This is a genomic window from Kitasatospora sp. NPDC056273, assembly GCF_042268845.1.
Lineage (GTDB): Bacteria > Actinomycetota > Actinomycetes > Streptomycetales > Streptomycetaceae > Kitasatospora.
In genome coordinates, this window is sequence record NZ_JBHJSJ010000029.1 from 1 (window position 1) to 23,085 (window position 23,085).

A 23,085-nucleotide genomic window follows, 5' to 3' on the forward strand; every position below is an offset into this window, starting at 1 on the left:
GGACGCGAAGATCACGCAGATCTACGAGGGGACCAACCAGGTCCAGCGGATCGTGATGGCCCGCAACCTCCCGTAACGCGCACACACACGCACCGACGGCCGGTCCCGGGAGCGGCCCGGCCGTCGGCGCCGACCCCGCGCACGGATGTTAGGTTCCGGTGGATGAGCGAGAAGGAAGAGCAGGACCAGCCCATGAATGACGGGCCCTCGAAGCCGGCGATGCGCGAGGCGCTGGTGGCCGCGGCCTTCGAGCTCTTCCTGGAGCGCGGCTTCGAACAGACCACCGTCGACGACATCGTCTCGCTGGCCGGCGTCGGCCGGCGCTCCTTCTTCCGCTACTTCCCGGCCAAGGAGGACGTGGTCTTCCCCGACCACGAGCGCAGCCTCGCCGAGATGACGGAGTTCCTGGAGTCCGGCACCGGCGAGGAGGACCCGGTCAAGCACGCCTGCGACGCCGCCCGCCTGGTCCTGCGGATGTACGCCGAGCAGCCCTCCTTCTCCGTCCAGCGCTACCGGCTGACCCGCAAGGTGCCCGGCCTGCGGGCGTACGAGCTGTCCGTGGTCTGGCGCTACGAGCACACCCTCGCCGCCTACCTGCGCGGCCGCTTCGCCGACCGCCCGGACGGCCCCCTGCGCGCGGACGTGATCGCCGCCGCCGTCGTCTCCGCGCACAACCACGCCCTGCGCACCTGGCTGCGCTCGGGCGGGAAGAGCGACTGGGTGGCCGAGGTGGACGCGGCGATGGCCTTCGTCACCGGCACCTGGGGCGACCGCCCGGCCGAGGCCGCCGCCGAGGTCGAGTCCGACGACGTCGTGGTGCTGGTCGCCAGCCGCCGGGCGCCGCTGTGGCGGATGGTCCAGAGCATCGAGAGCGCGCTGGGCACCGACGCCCGCTGAGGCCCGTCGTACGGGCCCGGCAAGGAACCCCCGCCCCGGTACGCCCGCCCCCGACCGTCACCCGGACGGCGCAGCCGCGCCCGCAGCGGCCCCGGCTGACGGCCCGTGCGCCGTGCGCGGCTCCCGGCGCCGGGCGAGACTCGGTCGCAGGACGGGGCCTCCCGGGCGGCGGGCGGCCCGGGAGCGCGAGGGAGCGGCGATGCCGACGACGTCCCGGCAGCCGGGCAGCGGCCCGACCCTGCACGAGGTGCTGCTGCACAAGGGCTACCCGCGCCTGCTGCTGATCTCGGCACTGGTCGGCATCCCGGTCTCGCTGGCGGCCTTCGGCTTCGTCGGCCTGGAGCACGAACTCCAGCACTGGGTCTGGGAGAGCCTGCCGGCCGCGGTCGGCTACGGGCGCGCCCCCTGGTGGTGGCCGCTGCCCGCGCTGCTGCTGGCCGGCCTGCTGCTCGCCCCGGTCGTGACCCGGCTGCCCGGGCGCGGCGGCCACGTCCCGGTGGACGGGCTGGGCGGCCCGCCCACGCCGCCGGTCGCCGTCCCCGGCGTGGTGCTGGCCGCGCTCGCCGGTCTGCCGCTGGGCGTGGTGCTCGGCCCGGAGGCACCGCTGATGGCGCTCGGCGGCGGCCTCGCCCTGCTCGCCGTCCGGTCCGCCCGACGTGCCGAACAGCCGCAGCTGGTGGCGGTGTTGGGGACGGCGGGGGCGGCGGCCGCGATCTCCACCATCTTCGGCAGCCCGCTGGTCGCCGCCGTGATGCTGATCGAGGCGGCCGGGCTGGGCGGCCCGCAGCTGATCGCGCTGATCCTGCCCAGCCTGCTGGCCGGCGGGGTCGGCGCGCTGGTCTTCACCGGCTTCGGCCACTGGACCGGCCTGGCGATCGGCGCGCTCTCGCTGCCGCAGGTGCCGAAGAGCGGGGTCCCGGACGCGGGTGACTTCCTCTGGGGCGTCCCGCTGGCCGTCGCGATCGCCGTGGTCTGCGTGGCCGGGCAGACCGTCGGCCGCCGGGTGAAGGTCCTCGCCACGACCGGCACCGCCCGGCAGACGGCTCTGCGCACCGTGCTGTGCGCGGTCGCCGTCGGCGGCTGCCTCGCCGCGTACGCCCTGCTCACCGGCCGCTCCCCGGAGGAGGCCGCGCTCTCCGGGCAGGCCACCCTGGGCACGCTCGCCGCCGACCCGGCCGCCTGGCCGGTCGGCGCGCTGCTCGCCCTGGTGCTCTGCAAGGGGCTGGGCTGGTCGATCGCCCTCGGCAGCCTGCGCGGCGGCCCGATCTTCCCGGCGATCCTGCTCGGCGCGGCGCTCGGTACGGCCTGCGCGCCTCTGCCGGGCTTCGGTGCCGCGCCCGCCCTGGCCGTCGGCCTCGCGGCCTCCGGTGCCGCCGTCACCGGCCTGCCCGTCACCAGTACCGTCCTGGCGGCGGCCCTGCTCGGCGGCGAGGCGGCGAACTCGATGCCGCTGCTGATCGTGGCCACGGTGGCGGCCTTCATCACCGCGGAGGCGCTGCGCGGCCGGCCGAAGCGGGAGGCCGCCCCGGCCGGCCGCACGGAGGAATCCGGGGTCAGCTGACCTCCGAACCCGGGCCGTCCGGGACCGCGGTCAGGTACTGCTCGATCTGCTGCTGGTTCTCCACCAACCGCAGGCACAGGTGCCGCAGTTGGGCCAGCTCCTCGGCGCTGAAGCCGCGGAAGACGGCGGCCATCGCGCGCTCCGTGGGCGCCCGGAACTCCTCCAGCCAGGCCAGCCCCTCGTCCGTCGCGGTGACCAGCACCGCCCGGCGGTCGTTCGGGTCGGGGGAGCGGCGGGCCAGACCCTCCCGCTCCAGGGTGTCCACCAGGCCGGTCGCATTGCGCGGGCTCACCCCGCCGGCCCGGGCCAACTCGCCCACCGTCAGGCCCGGTTCACCTCCTCCGTCCGCTCCACCCGTCCTGCTCGCCGCACCGAGCCGCACCAGCACGTCCAGCGCCCCCGCGCTCAGCCCCCGTCCTCGTGATCCGTGCGCCCGCAGCTTCTCCACCGCGTGGAACGCCGAGCGTGCGGCGGCCGCCGCCTCCAGCGCCAGGGTGTCCCCGCCCTTGGTGAACACGCCCATGGCCGTCCGCACCCTGCTGTCGTACAGCCGGCCCTCGGCATCCCGCCCCAGCGGGCCGGCCGCCGCTTCCTCCGATGTATGTACCTGCTTCATAATGAAGTCATTCTGCATTGTGCGGCGCGCCTGTCAAGGGGGTGGTCCGTCAACTCGCCCGCCGAGGGCGGGACTTCGATGGGAGCCGGACGTGCGATCCGCGAGAGTGCGTCGGCCGCCCGAGTCGCCAGCCAACCGTTCCCGTACGCCGGAGCCGCGTATCGGCCCGTTCGAATGACGCTGCCGAGGGACGGGGCGGGACGGGCGGTGCGGCGGCGGTCCGTGGCGGGGGGCCGATCGGGACGAGGGGTGACGGGGGAGTGCTCCAGCCGACTGATCCTGCGAGATAGGCATACGAACTGTATTTCCGCTGGTGGGATCGGCGATTCTGACGGGGCGTGAGGCCGGACGGGTCGCGGCGCCGGTTGCGGCGGGGTGCGGGCCGTGGCTGTCTGAATCGCGGCGGGGCCGACCGGCGCCGCCACTCGATCCAGAAACTCCGTGGAGGAGATTTTCATGCGTGCTCTCAAGCGAGTCGTGGCTGTCGGCGCCCTCACCGTTCCGCTGGTCCTCGGCTGCGCCGGCCTCGCCTCGGCCGGCACTGGAGGCATCGACGCGAACTTCGGCCAGGGCTTCTTTACCGCCAACCAGAACGGCGCCGGCCTCGCGGCCGTCGAATCCCACGTCGGCCCCGACGGTGTCTCGCACGAGGACTTCTGGATCTGGGCGGACGACAGCGGCGTCTCCGGTTCCTTCACGGGCTCCGGCGCCACCTTCGTCGACCCGGCCGCGGCCCCCGCCGACGCCCCGGCCGCCGCGGTCGCCGCGCCTGCCGCCGCCCCGGCTGCGGCTCCTGCCGCGGCTCCGGTCGAGGCTGCCGCCCCCGCTGCCGCCCCGGCCGAGGCTGCCGCTCCGGCCGCTGCCAACGAGGGCTGACCGAGCCCTGCCACCTCGGGCGTGACCCGCACCGTCCCGTCGGGCCAGGCCCACCCGGATGCCCGGCCGGTTCCCACCGGCCGGGCATCCGCCCGTGGCGGTCGCACCACAGCGGTGACCCGCGCCACAGGGGCGGTCCGCACCGGAAAAGCAGAAAGGCCCCAGATCAACTGGGGCCTTTCTTTCGGTGTCCGAGGGGGGACTTGAACCCCCACGCCCGATAAAGGGCACTAGCACCTCAAGCTAGCGCGTCTGCCATTCCGCCACCCGGACTAGGTGTCGTCCTCGCGGCTTCCGATCTCTCGTCCGTCGCGCTGACAGATGTAACTGTAGCAAAGATCGGCTTGGGGTCCCAAAACGGTTTCCGGCGGGCTCCCGGCGGGCGGGTCCGACGGGTGGCGGGGGCAAGGGGCGGCGTGTGGCGGGGGCGTGACCAGCGGGTTTCGGGAACGTGCGGGGGCTGGATCGGGATCGGGGGCTGGGGGAGGATGGGCGGACGTGCTCGTACGGCCCGGGTGCAGGTCCTGGGGGTGGCGCGCTGGTGCGTCGGTGCGGGCCCAAGACGCGAGGAGTGACCGTGAGCGAGCGGAGCGAGTCGGCGGCGCCGAAGGTGACGGCTGAGTCGGAGGTCGCCGAGATCTGTCGCGATCTGATCCGGATCGACACCAGCAACTACGGGGACGGATCCGGCCCGGGGGAGCGGAAGGCGGCCGAGTACGTGGCCGAGCAGCTCGCCGAGTTCGGGCTGGAGCCGAAGATCTTCGAGTCGGCCAAGGGGCGGGCCTCGACCGTGGTCCGGATCGAGGGCGAGGACCGTTCCCGTCCGGGCCTGCTGATCCACGGCCACACCGACGTGGTGCCGGCCAACGCGGCGGACTGGACCCACGACCCGTTCGGCGGTGAGATCGCGGACGGCTGCGTCTGGGGGCGTGGCGCGGTGGACATGAAGGACATGGACGCGATGACCCTGGCGGTCATCCGCGACCGGCTGCGCACCGGGCGCAAGCCCCCGCGCGACATCGTGCTGGCCTTCCTCGCCGACGAGGAGGCCGGCGGCACCTACGGGGCGCGCTTCCTGGTGGACAAGCACCCGGGGCTGTTCGAGGGCGTGACCGAGGCGATCGGCGAGGTCGGCGGCTTCTCCTTCACGGTCAACGACCAGGTCCGCCTCTACCTGGTGGAGACGGCCGAGAAGGGCATGCACTGGATGCGCCTGACGGTCGAGGGCCGGGCCGGCCACGGCTCGATGGAGAACGACGACAACGCGATCACCGAGCTGTGCGAGGCGGTCGCCCGGCTCGGCCGGCACCAGTTCCCGCTGCGGATCACCAAGACCGTCCGGGCCTTCCTGGACGAGCTGTCGGACGCGCTCGGGGTCGAGCTGGACCCGGAGAACATGGACGAGACGCTGCGCGTGCTCGGCGGCATCGCCAAGATGATCGGCACCACGCTGCGGAACACCGCCCAGCCGACCATGCTCGGCGCCGGCTACAAGGTCAACGTGATCCCCGGTCAGGCCACCGCGCACGTGGACGGCCGCTTCCTGCCCGGCTACGAGGAGGAGTTCCTGGCCGAGCTGGACAGTGTGCTCGGCCCGCGCGTGAAGCGCGAGAGCCTGCACTCGGACAAGGCGATCGAGACCGGCTTCGACGGGGCCCTGGTCGAGGCGATGCAGACCGCGCTGCGGGCCGAGGACCCGATCGCCCGCGCGGTGCCGTACTGCCTGTCGGGCGGGACGGACGCCAAGTCCTTCCAGGACCTGGGCATCCGCTGCTTCGGCTTCGCGCCGCTCCAGCTGCCGCCGGAGCTGGACTTCGCCGGGATGTTCCACGGCGTGGACGAGCGGGTGCCGGTGGACGGGCTGAAGTTCGGCGCCCGGGTGCTGGACCGCTTCATCGACGCCTGCTGAGCCGTTCCGCGCGGCGGTGCCCGCGCTGATCAGGTGACTGGGTCGGCCCGCTCCCGGGGCTCCGGGGGCGGGCCGACCGCATTGTCCGAGCTGATGATTGTGGGACAGGAAGAAAGAGATCGACAGAAGCGATTCTGCTCGGAATTCCAGGCCGATCATGTGTGCGAGATCTCACCGTTGCGGGTGAATGGGAGATCCACTCCGTACCCCGTTTGCCGCAGCGTCGTTCATCCCTGTGCAGCCCGCCGAACGGGTTGCGTTGTCCATACAGGAGGAATGATGAAGGTCAAGAAGATCGCCGCTGTCGCCGCCGCCACCGGTGGCCTGGTGCTCGCCGCCGCCGGTGTCGCGTCCGCTCAGGGCGGCGCCGCCGCCGAGGGTGTGGCCGCCGGTTCCCCGGGTGTCGTCTCGGGCAACCAGATCCAGGTTCCGGTGCACATCCCGGTCAACCTCTGCGGCAACACCGTGAGCGTCGTGGGCGTGCTGAACCCGGCGTTCGCCAACCACTGCGCCAACTTCTGAGTCGACCTCCGGGCCGTCGGGGCCTGTTGAGCCGACTCACGCGAGCCCCCGGGCGGCGGACGCGCCGCGCCGGGGGCGTTCGCGTCCGCGCCGGGGGCGTTCGCGTCCGCGCCGGGATACCGGATACACGGGATCCGACACGATCACTCGATCGAGTGAAGCGGGGTTTCGTTGCTCAACCTCCCCGTTGGCCTCTCGTTAACCCGTGTGCAGCCGAAGCCCTTGCGTGATTTACGGATATACGGAAATTCCGACTTTTTTGCAAGGTTCATGCCAAGGTCGACACGTCGTCTCGAAATGTCAGGGGAAAACATGAGGAAAGTAGCCAAGAAGGGGATCCTCACGGCCGTGGCCACCGGCAGTGTGCTGGCCTCGACCGCCGGCTACGCCTACGCGGGGGGCGCCGACGCGCAGGGGGTGGCCACCGGTTCACCCGGTGTCGTCTCGGGCAACTCGGTCCAGGTGCCGATCGAGGTGCCGATCAATGCCTGCGGCAACACGATCGATGTGATCGGCTTGCTGAACCCGTCCTTCGGCAACCGCTGTGCCAACGTCAGCGGCGGCGGCCATCAGGCGTCCAAGCCCGCCCATGGCGGCCAGTCCGGCGCCACCGGCGCCGGCCGTACCGACAGCTCCAGTGCCAGTGGGAGCCAGGGTGCCACGGCTCCGGCCAGCACCCTCCCGGCCAGCACTCTGCCGGCCAGTACCCTCCCGGCGAGTGCCGTCCCGGACGCCGCGGGTCCGGCCACCAAGGTTCCGGGTGCCGATGGCACGGGTGTCGACGTCCCGGGGGCCGGCGCCTCCGGTGTCGCCGCCAACTCGGCGGGCGTGCTCTCGGGCAACAGCGTCCAGGCGCCGGTGGACGTTCCGGTCAACGCCTGCGGCAACTCGGTGAACGTGGCCGGCGTCGGCAACCCGGCCTTCGGCAACGACTGCGCCAATGTGGAGAAGGTCGAGAAGGTCACCCCGACGCCGCCGGCCGAGGGCTGCGTGGAGACCTGCCCGACCCCGCCGCAGACCTCCTCCGAGGAGGTGACGAGCGTCGCGCGCACCGGCGTGGCTCCGGCCACCTCCGCGTCCGCCGCCGTGGCGCCCGCCGCCAAGCCGGCGCCGTCCGCCCAGCTGGCCACCACCGGTGCCGGCAACGTCGAGCTGCTCGGGGCCGCCGGCCTCGCGATGCTGCTCGGCGGCGGCGTGCTCTACCGCCGGGCCCGGGCCGGCGCCCGCTGACACGGCGGGCGGGGAACCAGGGCGCGCACTGAGCGGGACCGGTGCGCGCCCGCCCCCGGGCGTACCTGAGGAACGACGCATCCGCGGCCGCCGAGCGAACGGGCGGCCGCGGACGCGTGAGGGCTCGCTGCCGCCCGGGGCCGCGGTGCCCCGCCCGTCACCAGTTCCGGACCTGCCGGATGATCCGCCGCTTCAGCCGGACCGTCCGGCTGCCGTCGGGGAACAACCGCAGCCGGTCGAGCTCCCAGTGCCCGTACTCGGCGTGCTCGGTGAGCAGTTGGCGCGCCGCGTTGCGCGTGGTGCCGCGCGGCATGCGCAGGGACTGGTACTCGTACTCCGGCTGCCGGACCGGCTTCCGTGGGGTCAAAACGCTCCTCCTGGGGATCACCTTCAGGCAAGCCTACGGCCTGCCCCGGACAGTCGGCCCGGGTATTTCCGGCCGTCCTCCCGTGCGCGGGCGACGGTCGGAACGGGTGCGGCCCCGGCCGCCGACTGACAGTGCATCAGTCCTGTTGCCACTGTGGAGGGGATACCCCGATCCCGGCGCGCGAAGCGGCAGCCGGACGGCCTCGGCGGGCCCGGCGTGCGCCCTCCGCGCCCGCTTCGCGCCGGTGGCGCGTGGGGACGAAGCGGGACGGATCGGACATCAGGGGGGAAGTTGCGGTGAAATCGCGGGTGTAGGTGACAACCGCTGTGCGTGGCGACACCGCGGGGAGATAGCGTCTGCACCATGTCTGATGCCGCGCAGCCCACCATTGCCGAGGTACGCGCCGCCGCTGAGGCGGTCAAGGCCGCCATCGACCGTCATCTGGAAGCGGTGTCAAGCCCCAACGCAGCCGATGATCCCGCCGTCACCGCCGCCTACGAGCAGCTCGCGACGGCGGCCATCGCCTACGACCAGCTCCTGTACGAGGCCTACGACGAGGTCACGCCCTTCGAGATCCCCGGGGACGAGGGCCCCGGCGGGTACCACGGCCCCGAACAGCCCGAGGCGATCAGCGTGTTGATCCGCCGTGACTACCACGTCGTCGACCCCGAGCGGCTGCGTGCCCAGGCCGAGCGGCTGGACGAGTCGCTGACCCCGGGCGGCGCCGGCGCGGGCGGGGTGAACGCCGCGATCGGCGTGCTGTTCGGCGAGTACGAGCCCGACGAGATCGCCGCCCGCAGTGAGGAGTTCGGCCTGGAGGAGGCCGACTCGACGCTCTGGGTCGCGGCCACCGAGCCGACCGAGCCGGGCGAGTGGCTGCCCGAGCCCTTCGAGCACGCCGACCCGCAGCTGCTGATCTGCCGGTTCGACGTGAGCGAGGTCTACGACGACGAGGACCCGGACGACTGACGCGGACAGGACGACCGACGCCGTGCAGGACGGCCGACGGGCGGGCCCGGGAACACCGGGGCCCGCCCGTCGTGCGTTCCGGCCGGCGGCCCGTCGGAGCGGGGCCGGCCGGAACGCCGGTCAGTACGCCGAGGCGGCGTTCTCGGCGAGGACCGCCCGCAGCCGGGTGGTGCGCGACTGCGCCTGGCGCTCGGCGACGGCCTGGACGAGCGCCGGGCCCGCCGCGTGCACCACGGACAGGTGCCGCTCGCCGCGGCCGAAGGCGGTGTAGACCCACTGCCGGGTGAGCGCCTGGGCGGCGTCCTCCGGGACGACCACGACCGCGCCCGGCCAGCGCCGGCCGACCGCCTGGTGGACGGTCAGTGCCCAGCCGTGCCGCAGCCGGGCGGCCTCGGCCGGCGGGACGGTCCGGTGCGAGCCGTCCGCGTACTCCAGGTGCAGACCGGTGGCGTCGCCGTCCAGCACCCGGGCCGGGCGGGTGACGCCGGGGGTGGGGGAGTCGACCACCCGGTCGCCCGGGTCGAAGCCGCCGAACCGGCCGGGGCCGGGGTTGAGCCGGGCCTTGGCGGCGGCGTTCAGCGCGCGGGTGCCGGCCGGGCCGCCGTGGCCCGGGGTGAGCAGCACCACCTGCTCGGCCGGGATGCCCAGCGCGCGCGGGATGGAGTCGGTGAGCAGCTGGACGGCGCGGTGGACGGCCTCGCCGGCGTCCTTGGCGGTCAGGATGACCACCTCCTTGTCCGGCGCCTCGACGGGCTGGAGCTCGCCGATGCCGACACCGGAGACCAGCTCGCCGATCGGGCCGAAGTCCGGGGTGCGGGAGGCGACCGCCGGGCAGGCCTTGGCGGCCAGCAGGTCGGCGAAGACCCGCCCGGGGCCGGCCGACCAGAGCTGCCCCGGGTCCCCGCTGAGCACCAGCCGGGTGCCGTCGGCCAGCGACTCCAGGACGACGGCGGCCAGGTCGACGTCCAGCAGCGGGGCGTCCAGCACGACGAGCAGGTCCAGGGCGAGCGTGCCGTCCGGGGCGCGGCCGGGGCCGGCGGCGCCGGAGAGCAGCTCGGCGAGGGTGACCACGGGGGCCCCGGCGCCCGCCTCGGCGAGCGCGGCGAGGGAGTCCCGCCCCTGGTCCGTCCAGGTGGCGGCCCAGGCCCGCAGCCCGAGGCCGCGGGCGGCGGCGACCAGCGCGGCCGGCTCGGCGCGGGCCGCCTCGCCGCCGGTGTGCAGCACCAGGGCGTGCTCGGCGACGGCCTTGATCAGGGCGGTCGCGGAGGAGGACGACGCGGCCTCGGCGGCGGCCGCCCAAGCGGCCGGGCCGGGGGCGGCGGGGGGCTGCTGGGCGGAGCCCTCGGCGGCCTCCGCCCCGGCCTCCGCGTCCTCGGAATCGTCGGCGTCCCCGGTCTCCTCGGCGTCCTCGCCCGGCACGAAGGTGGCCATCAGCTGGAGCAGCTTCTCGGCGAGGCTGTCCTCGGCCATCGCCAGCCCCGCCAGGGCGAGCAGCGTCCGGGTCGGCGCCTCGTCCTCCTCGTCGCCCCCCGCCGCGTGCGCCTCGGGGCCGGTCAGCTCCTCCTGGAAGGACAGCACCCGCCCGTCCTCGACGGAGGCCTGGATCGCGGTGGCCGGCTCGGGCATCCGGAGCCGGTCGAGCCCGACCGCCACCTCGGCCAGCTCCAGGGCGGAGTGCCCGCGCAGCGCCGCCTGCTCCAGCAGCCACGGCACCAGCGCCCGGGCGCGGCGCTCGTCGCCCGGGCCGGCGCCGGCGCCGAGCAGCTCCCGGGCGAAGCCGTCCGCGTGCTCGGGCCGGACGCCGGGCAGGCCCAGCACCGTCCACGGGTCCTCGCGCAGCCGTGCGGGCGCCTCCTCGCCGAGCGCGGCCACGGCGGCGGCCGCCAGGTCGGCCGGGGCGCCGCCGGCGGTCAGCACCTCGACGGTGGCGCGGAGCACCTCTTCGCGCCGCCGGTCGGACACCACCGGGGCGGGGGCGGCCGGGGCGGGAACCCGGGCCGGAGCGGGGGCGGCCGCGACCGGGGTGGCCGGAACGGGGGCGGCCGGGACCGGGGCCGCGGCGGCCGGCTCCGGCTCGCCGGGCTCCGACCCTCCGGGCTCCGGGGCCTCCTCCGTCGGATCCTCCTCAGCCGGGGCTTCCGCCATCGAGGCCTCCGCACGGGCGGCACCCGCCCGTGCGGCACGGTCCGCGGCGTCCTCCGGCTGCATGCCGCGGATCCGCTGGGCCAGCTCCGCGAACTTCGCGGCCTTCGCCTCCGGGGTCAGCTTGGCCCCGGCGGTCACCTCCGGAGCGCCGTTCCCCGTGTCAGTCATCGTCGTCCGCTCCAAAGGTCACTCCACTGCAGGTTCTGCTCGACGACCCGGGCCGGTGGTCACAGCTCCGTCCACCCCTGGTCCGGGTAGTGGTGCACCGGCGACGAGATGTCGTCCAGCGCACCACGGATCTCATCCGGAAGCGTAAGCGCCTCCACCGACAGCGCCGACTGCAGCTGGGCCACCGTCCGGGCCCCGACCAGGGCGCTCGCCACCCCGGGCCGGTCCCGGACCCAGGCCAGCGCGACCGCCAGCGGGGTGCTGGCGAGCCCGTCGGCGGCGGTGGCGAGGGCGTCCACGATCCGCCGCGAGCGCTCTCCGAGGTACGGCTGGACGAATCCGGACAGGTACGGCGAGGCGCCGCGCGAGTCCTGCGGGACGCCGTGCCGGTACTTGCCGGTGAGCACCCCGCGCCCGAGCGGCGAGCCGGCCAGCACCCCGACCCCGGCGTCCAGTGCGGCGGGCAGCGCCTCCCGCTCGATGCCGCGCTGGAGCAGCGAGTACTCCAGCTGCGCCCCGGCCAGCGGCACCCGCCCGTGGTGGGCGTGCTGCCAGGCGGCGGACTTGGCGAGCTGCCAGCCGCTGAAGTCGCAGACCCCGACGTAGCGGGCGCGCCCGGAGGAGACGGCGATGTCGAGGGCGCTGAGCGTCTCCTCGACCGGGGTCACCGGATCGAAGGAGTGCACCTGCCACAGGTCGACGTAGTCGGTGCCGAGCCGGCGCAGCGAGGCGTCCAGGGCGGCGAGCAGGTGGCCGCGCGAGCCGTCGAAGCGGCGGGCGGACTCGGGGACGCTGCCGGCCTTGGTGGCGATGACGAGCTCGGAGCGGGGGACCAGGCTGTCGGTGAGCCGGGAGATCAGGTACTCGGCGCCGCCGTCCGCGTACACGTCGGCGGTGTCGACCAGGTTGCCGCCGGCGTCGACGAACTCCTTGAGCTGTTCGGCGGCCTCCTGCTCGTCGGTGTCGCGGCCCCAGGTCATGGTGCCGAGGCCGAGTCGGGAGACCTGGAGGCCGGTACGGCCGAGGTGACGCTTTTCCATCGGACGGGCCTTCCACTGGCCGGTGGCCCCGGGAGCCCCGGCGGCCCTGTGAACGCGCAGGTGGGGAGAGCGCTCCCCACGTCGGCTGAGCGTAGCGGCCGGTGCGCGGAGAGAGGTGCAGACCCGCAGAACGATCAACAGCACCGGTGTGACCGGATCCACCCCTACCCGTCAGTAGCGTGTTCGGTGCGGGCACGGTTACCCTCGCGACCAACCCCAACCCACTGGAAGGTGCGGCAGATGCGACTCGGGATCAACCTCGGCTACTGGGGACTCGGCATGGACGCCGACAACATCGCCGTGGCCCAGGAGGCGGACCGCCTCGGCTACTCCGTCTGCTGGGCGGCGGAGGCGTACGGCTCGGACGCCGCGACGGTGCTCAGCTTCGTCGCCGCGAAGACCGAGCGGATCGACGTCGGCTCGGCCATCTTCCAGATCCCGGCGCGCACCCCGGCGATGACCGCGATGACCGCCGCGACCCTGGACACCCTGTCCGGCGGCCGGTTCCGGCTCGGCCTCGGCGTCTCCGGCCCGCAGGTGTCCGAGGGCTGGTACGGGGTGAAGTTCGACAAGCCGCTCGCCCGCACCCGCGAGTACGTGGAGATCATCCGCAAGGCGATGTCCCGCGAGCGCCTGGTGCACGAGGGCGAGCACTGGACGCTGCCGCTGCCCGGCGGCCCCGGCAAGCCGATCAAGCTCACCGTGCACCCGGTGCGCGAGCACATCCCGCTGTACATCGCCGCGATCGGGCCCAGGAACCTGGAGCTGACCGGCGAGATCGCCGACGGCTGGCTCGGCATCTTCTTCTCGCCCGAGCACGCCGCGCTCTCCCTCGACCCGCTGACGGCCGGCCGGGCCAAGGCCGGGAGGACGCTGGAGGGCTTCGACCTCTGCCCGACCGTGAACCTCGCGGTCGGCGAGGACATCAAGGCCGGGGTCGACGCCCTGCGCTCGTACGCCGCGCTCTACATCGGCGGCATGGGCAGCAAGGAGAAGAACTTCTACAACCAGCTCGCCCGGCGGATGGGCTACGAGCAGGCCGCCGACGAGGTCCAGGAGAAGTACCTCGCCCGGGACCACGCGGGCGCCGCGGCCGCCGTCCCGCACGACCTGATCGACGCCACCTCGCTGATCGGCGACACCGCCCGGATCGCCGACCGGATGCAGGCCTACGCCGAGGCGGGCGTCACCACGCTCACCCTGGCCCCGGCCGGGTTCACCCTGGACGAGCGGATCCTGGCGCTGCGCACCGGTGTCGAGGCGCTGGAGCGCGCCGGACTGGCCTGACCGGGGCCGGGTGTCCGAGCGGCCCGACCGCCTGTGGTCCGACCACCGGCGCTACAGCCAGTCGTGCCGCTTGAACACCCGGTGCAGCACCAGGCAGACCACCGTCATCAGCACCAGCACCGCCGGGTACCCCCAGATCTGGTGCAGCTCCGGCATGTGCTCGAAGTTCATCCCGTAGATGCCCGCGATCATGGTCGGTACGGCGGCCAGCGCCGCCCAGGCCGAGATCTTCCGCATGTCGTTGTTCTGCTGGACGCTGACCTGCGCCAGGTTGGCGTTCAGGATGTCGGACAGCAGCCGGTCCATGCCGTCCACCTGGTCGTTCACCCGGGCCACGTGGTCGGCGACGTCCCGCAGGTAGGGCGCGGCCTCGGGGCGGACGAAGCGGGCGCCGCGCTCCAGGGCCAGCATCGGCTCCAGCAGCGGGCCGGTGGCCCGGCGCACGGACATCACCTGGCGCTTGTAGCCGTAGATCCGTCCGGCGGTGTCGCGGTCGACCCGGGAGGGGGAGAAGATGTCCGCCTCCAGTTCGTCCAGGTCGGTCTGGAGCCCCGCGGCCACGTCCATGTAGCCGTCGACGATCGTGTCGCAGACCGAGTGCAGCACCGAGCTGGGCCCGTACCGCAGCTGTTCGGGGTCCTGCTCCAGGGCGGCCCGCAGTCCGCCGAGCGGGCTGTCCTCGCCGTGCCGGACGGTCATCACGAAGTCCGGGCCGAGGAAGACCATCACCTCGCCGACCGTGACGACGTGCCCGCCGGGGTGGTAGCCGAGGGTCTTCAGCGCGACGAACAGCGAGCCCTTGTACGCCTCCACCTTGGGGCGCTGGTGGGCGCTGACGGCGTCCTCGACGGCCAGCGGGTGCAGCGCGAACTCCTGGCCGACGCGGTCGAGTTCCTCGGCGGTGGGCTCGAACAGGCCTATCCAGACGAAGCCGTCCGGACCGGCCGCGCGGGCGGCGGCGAGCGCGCCGGCCAGGTCCTCGGGGGCCTCGATGCGGCGGCCGTCGTGGTAGGCGGCGCAGTGGACGATCATGCGGGCCATTGTCACCCGAGCGGGGCCGTCCGGCACGGATCCGGGGGATTCCGGTCCACCGGCCCCCGGCGGCCGGGGCGGTGGCGGACCCGGCCGCCGCGGGCCGGACGGGCGGGAAATCCGGTCTCCACGGCCGGGCCCGGAGGCCGTAGGCTGACCCCATGCCCACCCTGCTGCTCGTCCGTCACGGCCGCTCCACCGCGAACACCGCCGGAATCCTGGCCGGTTGGACCCCCGGCGTGGACCTCGACGACACCGGCCGGGACCAGGCCGCCGCGCTGGCCGGCCGACTGGCCGGCATCCCGCTGGTGCGGGCGGTCAGCAGCCCGCTGGAGCGCTGCCGGCAGACGCTGGAGCCGCTGCTGGCGGTCCGGCCCGAGCTCGGGCCGCCGGCCGAGGACGAGCGGCTGGGGGAGTGCCACTACGGCGAGTGGACCGGCCGTCCGCTGGCCGAGCTGGCCAAGGAGCCGCTCTGGCGCACCGTGCAGGACCACGCCGCCGGGGCCGCCTTCCCCGGCGGGGAGTCGCTGCGCGAGCTGAGCCACCGCACGGTGGACGCGGTGCGCGAGTGGAACCGGAGGATCGCGGACGAGCACGGCGAGGACGCGGTCTGGATCGCCTGCTCGCACGGGGACGTGATCAAGGCCGTGGTGGCCGACGCGCTCGGGCTGCACCTGGACCACTTCCAGCGGATCAGCGTCGAGCCCTGTTCGGTCACCGCGATCCGCTACACCCCGCAGCGGCCCTTCGTGCTGAGGATGGGCGACACCGGCGACCTCGCCTCGCTCGCCCCCCGGCCGGGCCCGGCGGCGGCCACCCCGGCCGGCGACGCGGTGGTCGGCGGCACCGTCTAGGCCGCGCCGCCGACGGGCCGTCCGGGGAGGCGCCGTCCGCGGCGGCACCGTTCGCTTCCCCGGGTGCCACCCCGCCCGCGGCCGTCGGCTCGGCTCCCCGGCCGGAGCCCGAAGGTCGTAGGGTGACTAGCGAGTCCATCCGGCCGCGGCCCGCCCCCGGCGGAACCGCGCCGACCGACACGATCCGGAGCGAGAGCGTGCCCCGTCAGGTCTTCTTCTACGACCAGCCCGAACGGTTCGTGGCCGGCACCGTCGGCCAGCCCGGCGCCCGGGCGTTCTACCTTCAGGCCAGCGCCCGGGGCCGGATCACCAGCGTGCTGCTGGAGAAGACCCAGGTCGCGGCGCTCGCCGAGCGCATCGAGGAGGTCCTGGACGAGGCGCTGCGGCGCAGCGGCGGCGACACGTCCATCCCGGCCGCCGCCCCGAACGACCTGCTCGACACCGCGCCGCTGGACCTCCCGCTCGAGCAGGAGTTCCGGGTCGGCACCATGGCCCTGGCCTGGGACAGCGTGGACGCCTGCCTGGTGGTCGAGGCGCAGGCGCTGGTCGAGGAGGAAGAGGAGGAGGACGCCGCCGAGGCGGCCTTCACCGACGACGAGAACGGCCCGGACATGCTGCGGGTGCGGCTGTCCGGCGCGATGGCCCGGGTCTTCGCCAAGCGCGCGCTGGACCTGGTCGCGGCCGGCCGCAAGCCCTGCCCGTTCTGCAACCTGCCGCTCGACCCGGAGGGCCACCTGTGCCCGCGCGCGAACGGCTACCGGCGCTGAACACCGACACCCCGCCGCAGGCCGACCCGTCGGCCGCCGCCGCGCTGGCCGCCGACGTGCCCACCGCCCTCGCGCTGCTGCGCCAGGGCGGGCTGACGGTGCACGGGCGGCTCACCGACGCCTCCAACGCCGCGCTGTACTGCACGGTGGCGCACGGCTCGCTGAGCGCGCAGGCCGTCTACAAGCCGGTCGCCGGGGAGCGCCCGCTGTGGGACTTCCCGGACGGCACGCTGGCCGGCCGCGAGGTCGCCGCGTACGAGCTGTCCGCCGCGACCGGCTGGGCGCTGATCCCGCCCACCGTGCTGCGCGACGGCCCGCACGGGCCCGGCATGCTGCAGCTGTGGGTCGAGCCGGACCCGACGGCCGAGCCGCTGCTCGCGCTCCAGGACCCGCGCGGCCCGGAGGCGGGCTGGCTGCCGATCGTCCGGGCCGAGGTCGAGGGCGGGCGGACGGCCCTGCTGGTTCACCACGACGACCGGCGGCTGCGCCGGCTCGCCGTCCTGGACGCGGTGCTCAACAACGCCGACCGCAAGGGCGGCCACCTGATCCCGGCCGCCGACGGCCGGGTGTACGGCATCGACCACGGCGTCACCTTCAACACCGAGGACAAGCTGCGCACCCTGCTCTGGGGCTGGGCCGGCGACCCGCTGCCCGCCGAGGCGCTGGAGGTGCTGGCCCGGCTGGCCGAACAGCTGGACGGCGAGCTCGCCGAGCGCCTCGCCCCGCACCTGACGGCGGCCGAACTGGACGCCACCCGGGCCCGGGTGGCCGCGCTGCGCGGTTCCGGCCGGCACCCGCTGCCGCCCGAGGACTGGCCCGCGATCCCCTGGCCGCCGGTCTAGGACGGGGCTTCGGCGGGTCCGAACCGGTGCCCGAACCGGTGTCCCGGAGCGCCGGTGGTCCGGACCGCTCGTCGAAAACGGCGGCAGATGGTCTGGACCTGTCCCCGGAACAGGTCGCACACTGCTCCGATGGATGTGCGACGGACGACCCCCACCCCCCGAACCACGCCGGACCTGCCGTTGCACCGGTTACAGGTCCCGCTGCCCCAGCTGCTCCCCTTCGCCATCGGCAGTTTCGACGCGATCGGCCCGCTCTCCCGGGCCGGCTTCCCCCACCGGCACTCGTTCTACGAGATCGTCCACGTCACCGGCGGCCACGGCGCCCACGTCCTGGACCTCGTCCACCGGCCGCTGGCGCCGCCGCAGTTGTGCGTGATCACGCCCGGCCAGGTGCACTACTGGGCGGACGCCGAGGAACTGGTCGGCCGGGTCGTCCTGTTCAACGAGGACTTCCTGCTCGGCCACCCCCAGGACCTCGCCGCCCTGCGGGCGCTGGCCACCCGCCCGGCCCTCGCGCTCGGCGACCAGGCCGACGCGGTCGCCGCGCTGCTCGCCGACATGGAGTACGAGTACCGGACCAGGGGGCCCGGCTACCAGGGCGTGCTGCGGGCCAGCCTGCACATCCTGATCGTCCGGGCGCTGCGCGCCTGCGCCCCGGCCGACCGCCCGTCGGTGCCCGGCCGCCCGGCCGAAGTGGCCGCCGCCTTCACCCGGTTGATCGCCCGGCCGGGCGGGGTGCGGCACTCGGTGGCCTCCACCGCGCAGGAACTCGGCGTCTCCCCGGGGCACTTGCAGACCCTGGTGAAGCAGGCCACCGGCCGGACGCCCGGCGGTCTGATCCGCCGCCAGCAGACCCTGGAGGCCAAACGGCTGCTCGCCTGCACGGATTTGACGATCCGTCAGGTCGCCAAGGAGGCGGGTTTCGTCGACCCGGCGTACTTCTGCCGGTTCTTCCGCCGGGAGACCGGGATGACCCCGGGGGAGTTCCGGTCCAGGGTCGACGGAAATCACCACGATCCCCGGATCATGTCCATCGCGGTCGCACCGGACGGCCCGTAACTTTGCTGGTGGCCACCGGTGGCCGGTCCGGCGCGCACGGACGGGCGGCCGGTCCGGCCCTTGTCATGCCCCCACCATGGCAAGGGCCGCCCCCACCCCCCGCCTCACGATAAGGAGACGGCGCATGCCCACGCCCGACGGCATGATCAGCCGCAAGACCGTCCTCAAGGCCGCCGCCGCGCTCGGGGCCGCCCCGCTGCTCGTCGGCGGCGGGGTCGCATTGGCCCGGGACCAGATCGGCACCGGCGAGCCGCTCGCCCTCACCCCCGAGTGCCACGACGGCGACGCCCCCACCATCGAGCAGACCGAGGGCCCGTACTTCAAGCCCAACTCCCCGCTGCGCAGCTCGATGGTCAACGACGGCCCCGGCACCCGCCTGGTGGTCAGCGGCTACGTCTTCGGCCGCGCCTGCCGGCCCATCTCCGGTGTGCTGCTGGACTTCTGGCAGGCCGACGACGGCGGCAACTACGACAACAGCGGATACACCTTCCGCGGCCACCAGTTCACCGACGCCAACGGCGCCTACAAGCTGGACACCATCGTGCCCGGCCTCTACCCGGGCCGCACCCGGCACATCCACGTCAAGCTCCAGGCCCCCGGCCGCTCGATCGTCACCACCCAGCTGTACTTCCCGGGCGAGCCGCGCAACAACACGGACACCATCTACGACGCCCGGCTGCTGATGAACGTCCGGCAGAACGGGTCGACCCGCGAGGGCAGCTACGACTTCGTGCTGAACGTGGCGCAGACCCCGGGCACGCCGAGCCCCACGCCCACCCCGACCTCCACCTCCACCGGTGGCCCGACCACGCCGCCCGGCGGCAGCTGGGCCGCGGGCACCTCGTACAACGCGGGCGACCGCGTGACCTACTCCGGCGTCTCCTACACCTGCCTCCAGGCGCACACCGCCATGGCCGGCTGGGAGCCGCCGAACGTGCCGGCCCTCTGGCAGCGGTCGTAGCGGCTCCGGCCGCTCCACCCGAGGAGCCGGGCGCCCGGTCGGCGGCAGGGCCGACCGGGCGCTCACCCATGCCCGGAGCCGGGTGCGGGGGCGTACACCACGCGTTCCGACAGCGCCGGATCCGTGCAATACCAGTCGGGAAACTGTCGGGCAACGGTTGGAAACGAATCCAGTCGATCTTTCGTACTGGTTAGGCTTTCAAATGTTCGCAAGGTTAAAGTTGTTTCCATGCATGCCTGGCCCGCCTCCGAGGTTCCCGCCCTGCCTGGTCAGGGGCTCCCCCTCCGTATCCACGACACCGCAGCGGGCACAGTCCGGGAGGTCGTGCCGCAGGACGGCACCGCCCGGATCTACGTCTGCGGCATCACGCCCTACGACGCGACCCACATGGGCCACGCCGCCACCTACAACGCGTTCGACCTGGTGCAGCGCGTCTGGCGGGACGCCGGTCACGACGTCCTGTACATCCAGAACGTCACCGACGTCGACGACCCGCTGCTCGCCCGCGCGGTCGAGACCGGCCAGGACTGGACCGCCCTCGCCGAGCGCGAGACGGCCCTGTTCCGCGAGGACATGACCGCGCTGCGGATGCTCCCGCCGGCCCACTACATCGGCGCCGTCGAGTCGATCCCGTGGATCGTCCCGATCGTGCAGAAGCTGCTGGCCTCCGGCGCCGCCTACCACGTCGACGGCGACATCTACTTCTCGGTCGACGCCGACCCGCGCTTCGGCGAGGTCTCCGGCCTCACCCGCGAGGCCATGCGCCCGGTCTTCGCCGAGCGCGGCGGCGACCCGGACCGCCCCGGCAAGCGCAACCCGCTGGACGCCCTGCTCTGGCTGGCCGCCCGCCCGGGTGAGCCCGCCTGGGACACCGAGCTCGGCCACGGCCGCCCCGGCTGGCACATCGAGTGCGTCGCCATCGCCCTCCGGTACCTCGGGATGTCCTTCGACATCCAGGGCGGCGGCAGCGACCTCTCCTTCCCGCACCACGAGATGGGCGCCGCGCACGCCCAGGTCGCCACCGGCGCCCACCCGTACGCCCAGGCGTACGTGCACGCCGGCATGGTTGCCCTGGACGGCCACAAGATGTCCAAGTCCCGCGGCAACCTGGTCTTCGTCTCGGCGCTGCGCCGCGAGGGCGTCGACCCGGCGGCGATCCGCCTGGCGCTGCTCTCGCACCACTACCGGGCCGACTGGGAGTGGACCAAGAGCACCCTGGACGAGGCCGTCGAGCGCCTCGCCCGCTGGCGCGCCGCGGTCTCCCGCCCGGACGGCCCCTCGGCCGAGCAGCTGCTCGCCGAGGTGCGCGAGGCGCTGGCGAACGACCTGGACGCGCCCGCCGCGCTGGCCGCGGTCGACCGCTGGGCGGACCGGCAGGAGACCGAGGGCGGCACCGACATCGGCGCTCCCGGCCTGGTGACCCGCACCGTGGACGCCCTGCTCGGCGTCGCGCTGTGACCCGGGTGCGGTAGCCCCGGCGCCGGGGCCACCGCACACGCCGAAGGGGCGTCAGGACCACGCGGTCCCGACGCCCCTTCGGCGTGTGCGGTACGGGCTACTCGTCCTCGGCGCCGTCCTGGCTCTCCCGGGCGCCGCCCGGCGCCTCCGGATCGGCCGGCCGCTCCGCCGTGGCGTGCCCGGCCACCGGCTTCTCGCCGGTCGGCCCGACGTTCTCCCGGCGGCGCAGGTAGCGCTCGAACTCGCGGGCGATGGCGTCGCCGGAGGCCTCCGGCAGCTCCGCGGTGTCCTGCGCCTCCTCCAGCTGCTGGACGTACTCGGCCACCTCGCTGTCCTCGGCGGCCAGCTGGTCCACGCCGAGCTGCCAGGCCCGGGCGTCCTCGGCGAGCTCGCCCGGCGGGATGCGCAGGTCCAGCAGGTCCTCGAGCTTGTTGACCAGGGCCAGGGTGGCCTTCGGGTTCGGCGGCTGCGAGACGTAGTGCGGCACCGCGGCCCACAGCGTCACGGCCGGCACCCCGGCGTGGGTGCAGGCCTCCTGGAGCACCCCGACGATGCCGGTGGGGCCCTCGTAGCGGCTCTCCTCGAGGTCCAGCCGGCGGGCCAGGTCCGGGTCGGAGGTGACCCCGCTGACGGGCACCGGGCGGCTGTGCGGGGTGTCCCCGAGCAGGGCGCCCAGGATCACCACCAGTTCGACGCCCAGCTCGTGGGCGAAGCCCAGCAGCTCGTTGCAGAACGAGCGCCAGCGCATGCTCGGCTCGATGCCGCGGACCAGCACGACGTCCCTGGTCGTCGGCTCCGTCACCCGGATCACCGAGAGCCGGGTGGTCGGCCAGGTGATCCGGCGGATGCCGCCGTCCAGCCAGACCGTGGGCCGGTTGACCTGGAAGTCGTAGTAGTCCTCCGCGTCCAGTGCGGCGAACACCTTGCCGTTCCAGGTCTCGTCGAGGTGTGCCAGAGCCGCGGAGGCGGCGTCGCCCGCGTCGTTCCAGCCCTCGAAGGCGCAGACCATCACCGGGTCGATCAACTCGGGAACATCTTCCAGCTCGATCACCCAGCGTCTCCCTCCGGTCGGCGGTCGGACCTGCGCCGCCCCGGCTGGCCTGCCGGGGCGCCGACGGGCCGGCTGCCGACTGTCGAACCTCTCGTCTCCCATGGAACGCCTCGCTCCATGGTCCCTACCTGCCCAGCCTACGGGCTTTGATGCGCACCGCGGCCGGGCACCGGGACAGTCTGGGGGAGCGGACCGCCGGGATCCACCGGATATCGGCGGCGCCGGAGCTGACGGTCCGTCAGGCGTTCACCAGGGGCGGAGCGTGTTCGACCGGCGACGCGCTGTGCCCGCCGCCGCCCGGCGCACGGGCCCGCCGGGCGCGCTACTCCGGGTCCACCCAGCCGTCGCGGTACGCCGTCCAGTGCTCGGGCAGCGCGGCGAAGTCCACGTACAGCGCGACGCCGAAGCCGGCCCGCCGCCGGTCCTCCCGGCCCAGGCCCAGCCGGACGCCCCGGACGGCGGCCCGGACGGTCTCGGCGTCGCCCCAGTGCCCCCACTTGTCGTCCCAGAAGAACGGCAGGCCCATCAGCAGGTCCACGTCGGCCGGGGTGGCCCGCAGGGCGAGTTCGGTCTGCCGGGCGACGTAGCCGCCGTACAGCGGCTCGGTGGGCATCGAGGTGTCGTAGCTCATCACCGCGATCTGGTCGACCCGGCGGGCGGTCTCGGTGAAGTACGCCTGGTCCCACCACTTGCCGTGGTCGGTGAGCAGGATCCCGGCCGTGTGCAGGCCGGGGACCGGGTCGATCTGCGGGGCCGCCACCGACAGTTTGGCGCCGCGCCCCGCGGTGACCGGGCGGACCTGGTCGAGCAGGGCCAGCCAGCCCGCCGAACCCGGGCGGATCGGCTCCATGTCGAAGTGCACCCCGTCGAAGCCGAGGTCCAGCACCTGGCGGGCGGAGGCGGTGACCCGGTCCCGGGTCGGGCCGTCCTCCAGGTCCAGGGCGTCCTTCTCCGGCTTGACCTCGTCGCCCAGCCAGCCCTGCAGCCGTACGCCGGGCAGCTCCCGGTGCACGGTGTCGGTGAACCAGCGGCCCCGGGGGTGGACGGCGGGCGGCAGCGAGCCGTCGTGCTCCAGCGGGCCGGTGTGCACGTAGAGGTCCCGGATGCCGGTGCCGGCCAGTAGCCGGCCGAGCGCGGCCACGTCGGCCTCGGTCCTGCGGCCGTCCACCCAGGCGTGGCCGAGCCAGAGCGCGTCCCGGCCCCGGGTGCGGGCGTCGGCGGCGGGCTCGCCGGTGTAGTGCAGCCGGAACAGTACGAACACCGAGCCCAGCGCGGTGGCCGGCACGGCCGCCACCAGCACCAGGGCCAGCAGTGACCGGCGCCACCACGACCACGCCCGCCAGCGGTCGCGCAGCACGCGGAACGGGGCCGTCAGGGCCCGACCGGCTCGCTGCGCGGAGGTCCCGAATCGGGCCACGCGCTTGCTCCCCCCTTGCGGTCGAACGCTCAGGATACGGAATGGAACGGCGGGCCG

Annotated in this window: 22 protein-coding genes and 1 tRNA gene; 15 read left to right on the forward strand and 8 right to left on the reverse strand. The window is 74.2% G+C overall.

Annotated features, from left to right (window positions below):
• The 3 genes from ACFCY1_RS24165 to ACFCY1_RS24175 form a co-directional block, all read left to right on the forward strand.
• Positions 1–76, forward strand: a 76-nt coding sequence (locus tag ACFCY1_RS24165) for an acyl-CoA dehydrogenase family protein (RefSeq protein ID WP_374214750.1), incomplete at its 5' end; no start/stop codon positions are given.
• Between the two features lie 86 nt (positions 77–162).
• Positions 163–897, forward strand: coding sequence for a TetR family transcriptional regulator (locus tag ACFCY1_RS24170; protein WP_375876032.1), 735 nt, complete (start codon positions 163–165; stop codon positions 895–897).
• 199 nt (positions 898–1,096) lie between these two features.
• Positions 1,097–2,458: a chloride channel protein gene (locus ACFCY1_RS24175; RefSeq protein ID WP_375876033.1), complete on the forward strand. Its 1,362-nt coding sequence runs from the start codon at positions 1,097–1,099 to the stop codon at positions 2,456–2,458.
• On the opposite strand, the gene ACFCY1_RS24180 is transcribed toward ACFCY1_RS24175, so the two are convergent.
• Positions 2,451–3,074 carry a MarR family winged helix-turn-helix transcriptional regulator gene (locus tag ACFCY1_RS24180; RefSeq protein ID WP_375876034.1) on the reverse strand — a complete coding sequence of 208 codons (624 nt, stop codon included), beginning with the start codon at positions 3,072–3,074 and terminating at the stop codon, positions 2,451–2,453. The genes ACFCY1_RS24175 and ACFCY1_RS24180 overlap by 8 nt on opposite strands.
• A 456-nt stretch (positions 3,075–3,530) precedes the next feature.
• On the opposite strand from ACFCY1_RS24180, the gene ACFCY1_RS24185 reads away from it, so the two are divergent.
• Positions 3,531–3,950, forward strand: a complete 420-nt coding sequence (locus ACFCY1_RS24185) for a hypothetical protein (RefSeq protein WP_375876035.1) — start codon at positions 3,531–3,533, stop codon at positions 3,948–3,950.
• A gap of 188 nt (positions 3,951–4,138) precedes the next feature.
• Here the strand turns inward: ACFCY1_RS24185 and ACFCY1_RS24190 are convergent.
• Positions 4,139–4,223: transfer RNA gene (locus tag ACFCY1_RS24190), tRNA-Leu, on the reverse strand.
• Between the two features lie 304 nt (positions 4,224–4,527).
• On the opposite strand from ACFCY1_RS24190, the gene ACFCY1_RS24195 reads away from it, so the two are divergent.
• From ACFCY1_RS24195 to ACFCY1_RS24205, 3 genes are all read left to right on the forward strand, one after another.
• On the forward strand, positions 4,528–5,859 hold the full coding sequence (locus ACFCY1_RS24195; RefSeq protein WP_049659731.1) for a M20/M25/M40 family metallo-hydrolase: 1,332 nt from the start codon (positions 4,528–4,530) through the stop codon (positions 5,857–5,859).
• A 279-nt stretch (positions 5,860–6,138) separates the two neighbouring features.
• A complete protein-coding gene (locus ACFCY1_RS24200; protein ID WP_074002312.1) occupies positions 6,139–6,381 on the forward strand; it encodes a chaplin in 243 nt (80 codons plus the stop codon).
• 348 nt (positions 6,382–6,729) lie between these two features.
• Entirely contained in the window at positions 6,730–7,611 is an 882-nt protein-coding gene (locus tag ACFCY1_RS24205; RefSeq protein ID WP_375876036.1) for a chaplin, read from the forward strand.
• Between the two features lie 157 nt (positions 7,612–7,768).
• Here the strand turns inward: ACFCY1_RS24205 and ACFCY1_RS24210 are convergent, their stop codons facing one another.
• The gene (locus ACFCY1_RS24210; RefSeq protein ID WP_037901221.1) at positions 7,769–7,978 is read right to left on the reverse strand and encodes a DUF5703 family protein; all 210 of its coding nucleotides are present in this window, start codon (positions 7,976–7,978) and stop codon (positions 7,769–7,771) included.
• A gap of 363 nt (positions 7,979–8,341) precedes the next feature.
• Here ACFCY1_RS24210 and ACFCY1_RS24215 point away from each other — a divergent pair, with 363 nt between their 5' ends.
• Positions 8,342–8,947, forward strand: a complete 606-nt coding sequence (locus ACFCY1_RS24215) for a hypothetical protein (RefSeq protein ID WP_049660402.1) — start codon at positions 8,342–8,344, stop codon at positions 8,945–8,947.
• 120 nt (positions 8,948–9,067) lie between these two features.
• Here the strand turns inward: ACFCY1_RS24215 and ACFCY1_RS24220 are convergent, their stop codons facing one another.
• Both ACFCY1_RS24220 and ACFCY1_RS24225 read right to left on the reverse strand, forming a co-directional pair.
• Positions 9,068–11,260 carry a helix-hairpin-helix domain-containing protein gene (locus tag ACFCY1_RS24220; protein WP_375876037.1) on the reverse strand — a complete coding sequence of 731 codons (2,193 nt, stop codon included), beginning with the start codon at positions 11,258–11,260 and terminating at the stop codon, positions 9,068–9,070.
• 59 nt (positions 11,261–11,319) lie between these two features.
• Positions 11,320–12,300 carry an aldo/keto reductase gene (locus tag ACFCY1_RS24225; RefSeq protein WP_074002315.1) on the reverse strand — a complete coding sequence of 327 codons (981 nt, stop codon included), beginning with the start codon at positions 12,298–12,300 and terminating at the stop codon, positions 11,320–11,322.
• Between the two features lie 240 nt (positions 12,301–12,540).
• Here ACFCY1_RS24225 and ACFCY1_RS24230 point away from each other — a divergent pair, with 240 nt between their 5' ends.
• Entirely contained in the window at positions 12,541–13,587 is a 1,047-nt protein-coding gene (locus tag ACFCY1_RS24230) for an LLM class F420-dependent oxidoreductase (protein WP_117487218.1), read from the forward strand.
• 51 nt (positions 13,588–13,638) lie between these two features.
• On the opposite strand, the gene ACFCY1_RS24235 is transcribed toward ACFCY1_RS24230, so the two are convergent.
• Positions 13,639–14,619, reverse strand: a complete 981-nt coding sequence (locus ACFCY1_RS24235; protein ID WP_049650995.1) for a magnesium and cobalt transport protein CorA — start codon at positions 14,617–14,619, stop codon at positions 13,639–13,641.
• 161 nt (positions 14,620–14,780) lie between these two features.
• Between ACFCY1_RS24235 and ACFCY1_RS24240 the strand changes: the two genes are divergently transcribed.
• The 6 genes from ACFCY1_RS24240 (at position 14,781) to mshC (ending at position 20,560) form a co-directional block, all read left to right on the forward strand.
• Positions 14,781–15,473: a histidine phosphatase family protein gene (locus ACFCY1_RS24240; RefSeq protein WP_049650989.1), complete on the forward strand. Its 693-nt coding sequence runs from the start codon at positions 14,781–14,783 to the stop codon at positions 15,471–15,473.
• Between the two features lie 197 nt (positions 15,474–15,670).
• Positions 15,671–16,240, forward strand: a complete 570-nt coding sequence (locus tag ACFCY1_RS24245) for a DUF3090 family protein (protein WP_049650988.1) — start codon at positions 15,671–15,673, stop codon at positions 16,238–16,240.
• A 44-nt stretch (positions 16,241–16,284) separates the two neighbouring features.
• Positions 16,285–17,082, forward strand: coding sequence for an SCO1664 family protein (locus ACFCY1_RS24250; RefSeq protein WP_074002602.1), 798 nt, complete (start codon positions 16,285–16,287; stop codon positions 17,080–17,082).
• A 180-nt stretch (positions 17,083–17,262) separates the two neighbouring features.
• Entirely contained in the window at positions 17,263–18,141 is an 879-nt protein-coding gene (locus tag ACFCY1_RS24255) for an AraC family transcriptional regulator (protein ID WP_049650987.1), read from the forward strand.
• 124 nt (positions 18,142–18,265) lie between these two features.
• Positions 18,266–19,102 carry a carbohydrate-binding protein gene (locus ACFCY1_RS24260; protein WP_049650986.1) on the forward strand — a complete coding sequence of 279 codons (837 nt, stop codon included), beginning with the start codon at positions 18,266–18,268 and terminating at the stop codon, positions 19,100–19,102.
• A gap of 228 nt (positions 19,103–19,330) precedes the next feature.
• Positions 19,331–20,560, forward strand: coding sequence for a cysteine--1-D-myo-inosityl 2-amino-2-deoxy-alpha-D-glucopyranoside ligase (gene mshC / locus ACFCY1_RS24265; protein WP_049650985.1), 1,230 nt, complete (start codon positions 19,331–19,333; stop codon positions 20,558–20,560).
• Between the two features lie 97 nt (positions 20,561–20,657).
• Here mshC and ACFCY1_RS24270 read toward each other — a convergent pair whose 3' ends face one another.
• Together ACFCY1_RS24270 and ACFCY1_RS24275 are read right to left on the reverse strand one after the other, a co-directional pair.
• On the reverse strand, positions 20,658–21,611 hold the full coding sequence (locus ACFCY1_RS24270; RefSeq protein WP_049650984.1) for a PAC2 family protein: 954 nt from the start codon (positions 21,609–21,611) through the stop codon (positions 20,658–20,660).
• 322 nt (positions 21,612–21,933) lie between these two features.
• Entirely contained in the window at positions 21,934–23,028 is a 1,095-nt protein-coding gene (locus ACFCY1_RS24275) for a hypothetical protein (RefSeq protein WP_198959341.1), read from the reverse strand.
• Positions 23,029–23,085: the final 57 nt, after the last annotated feature.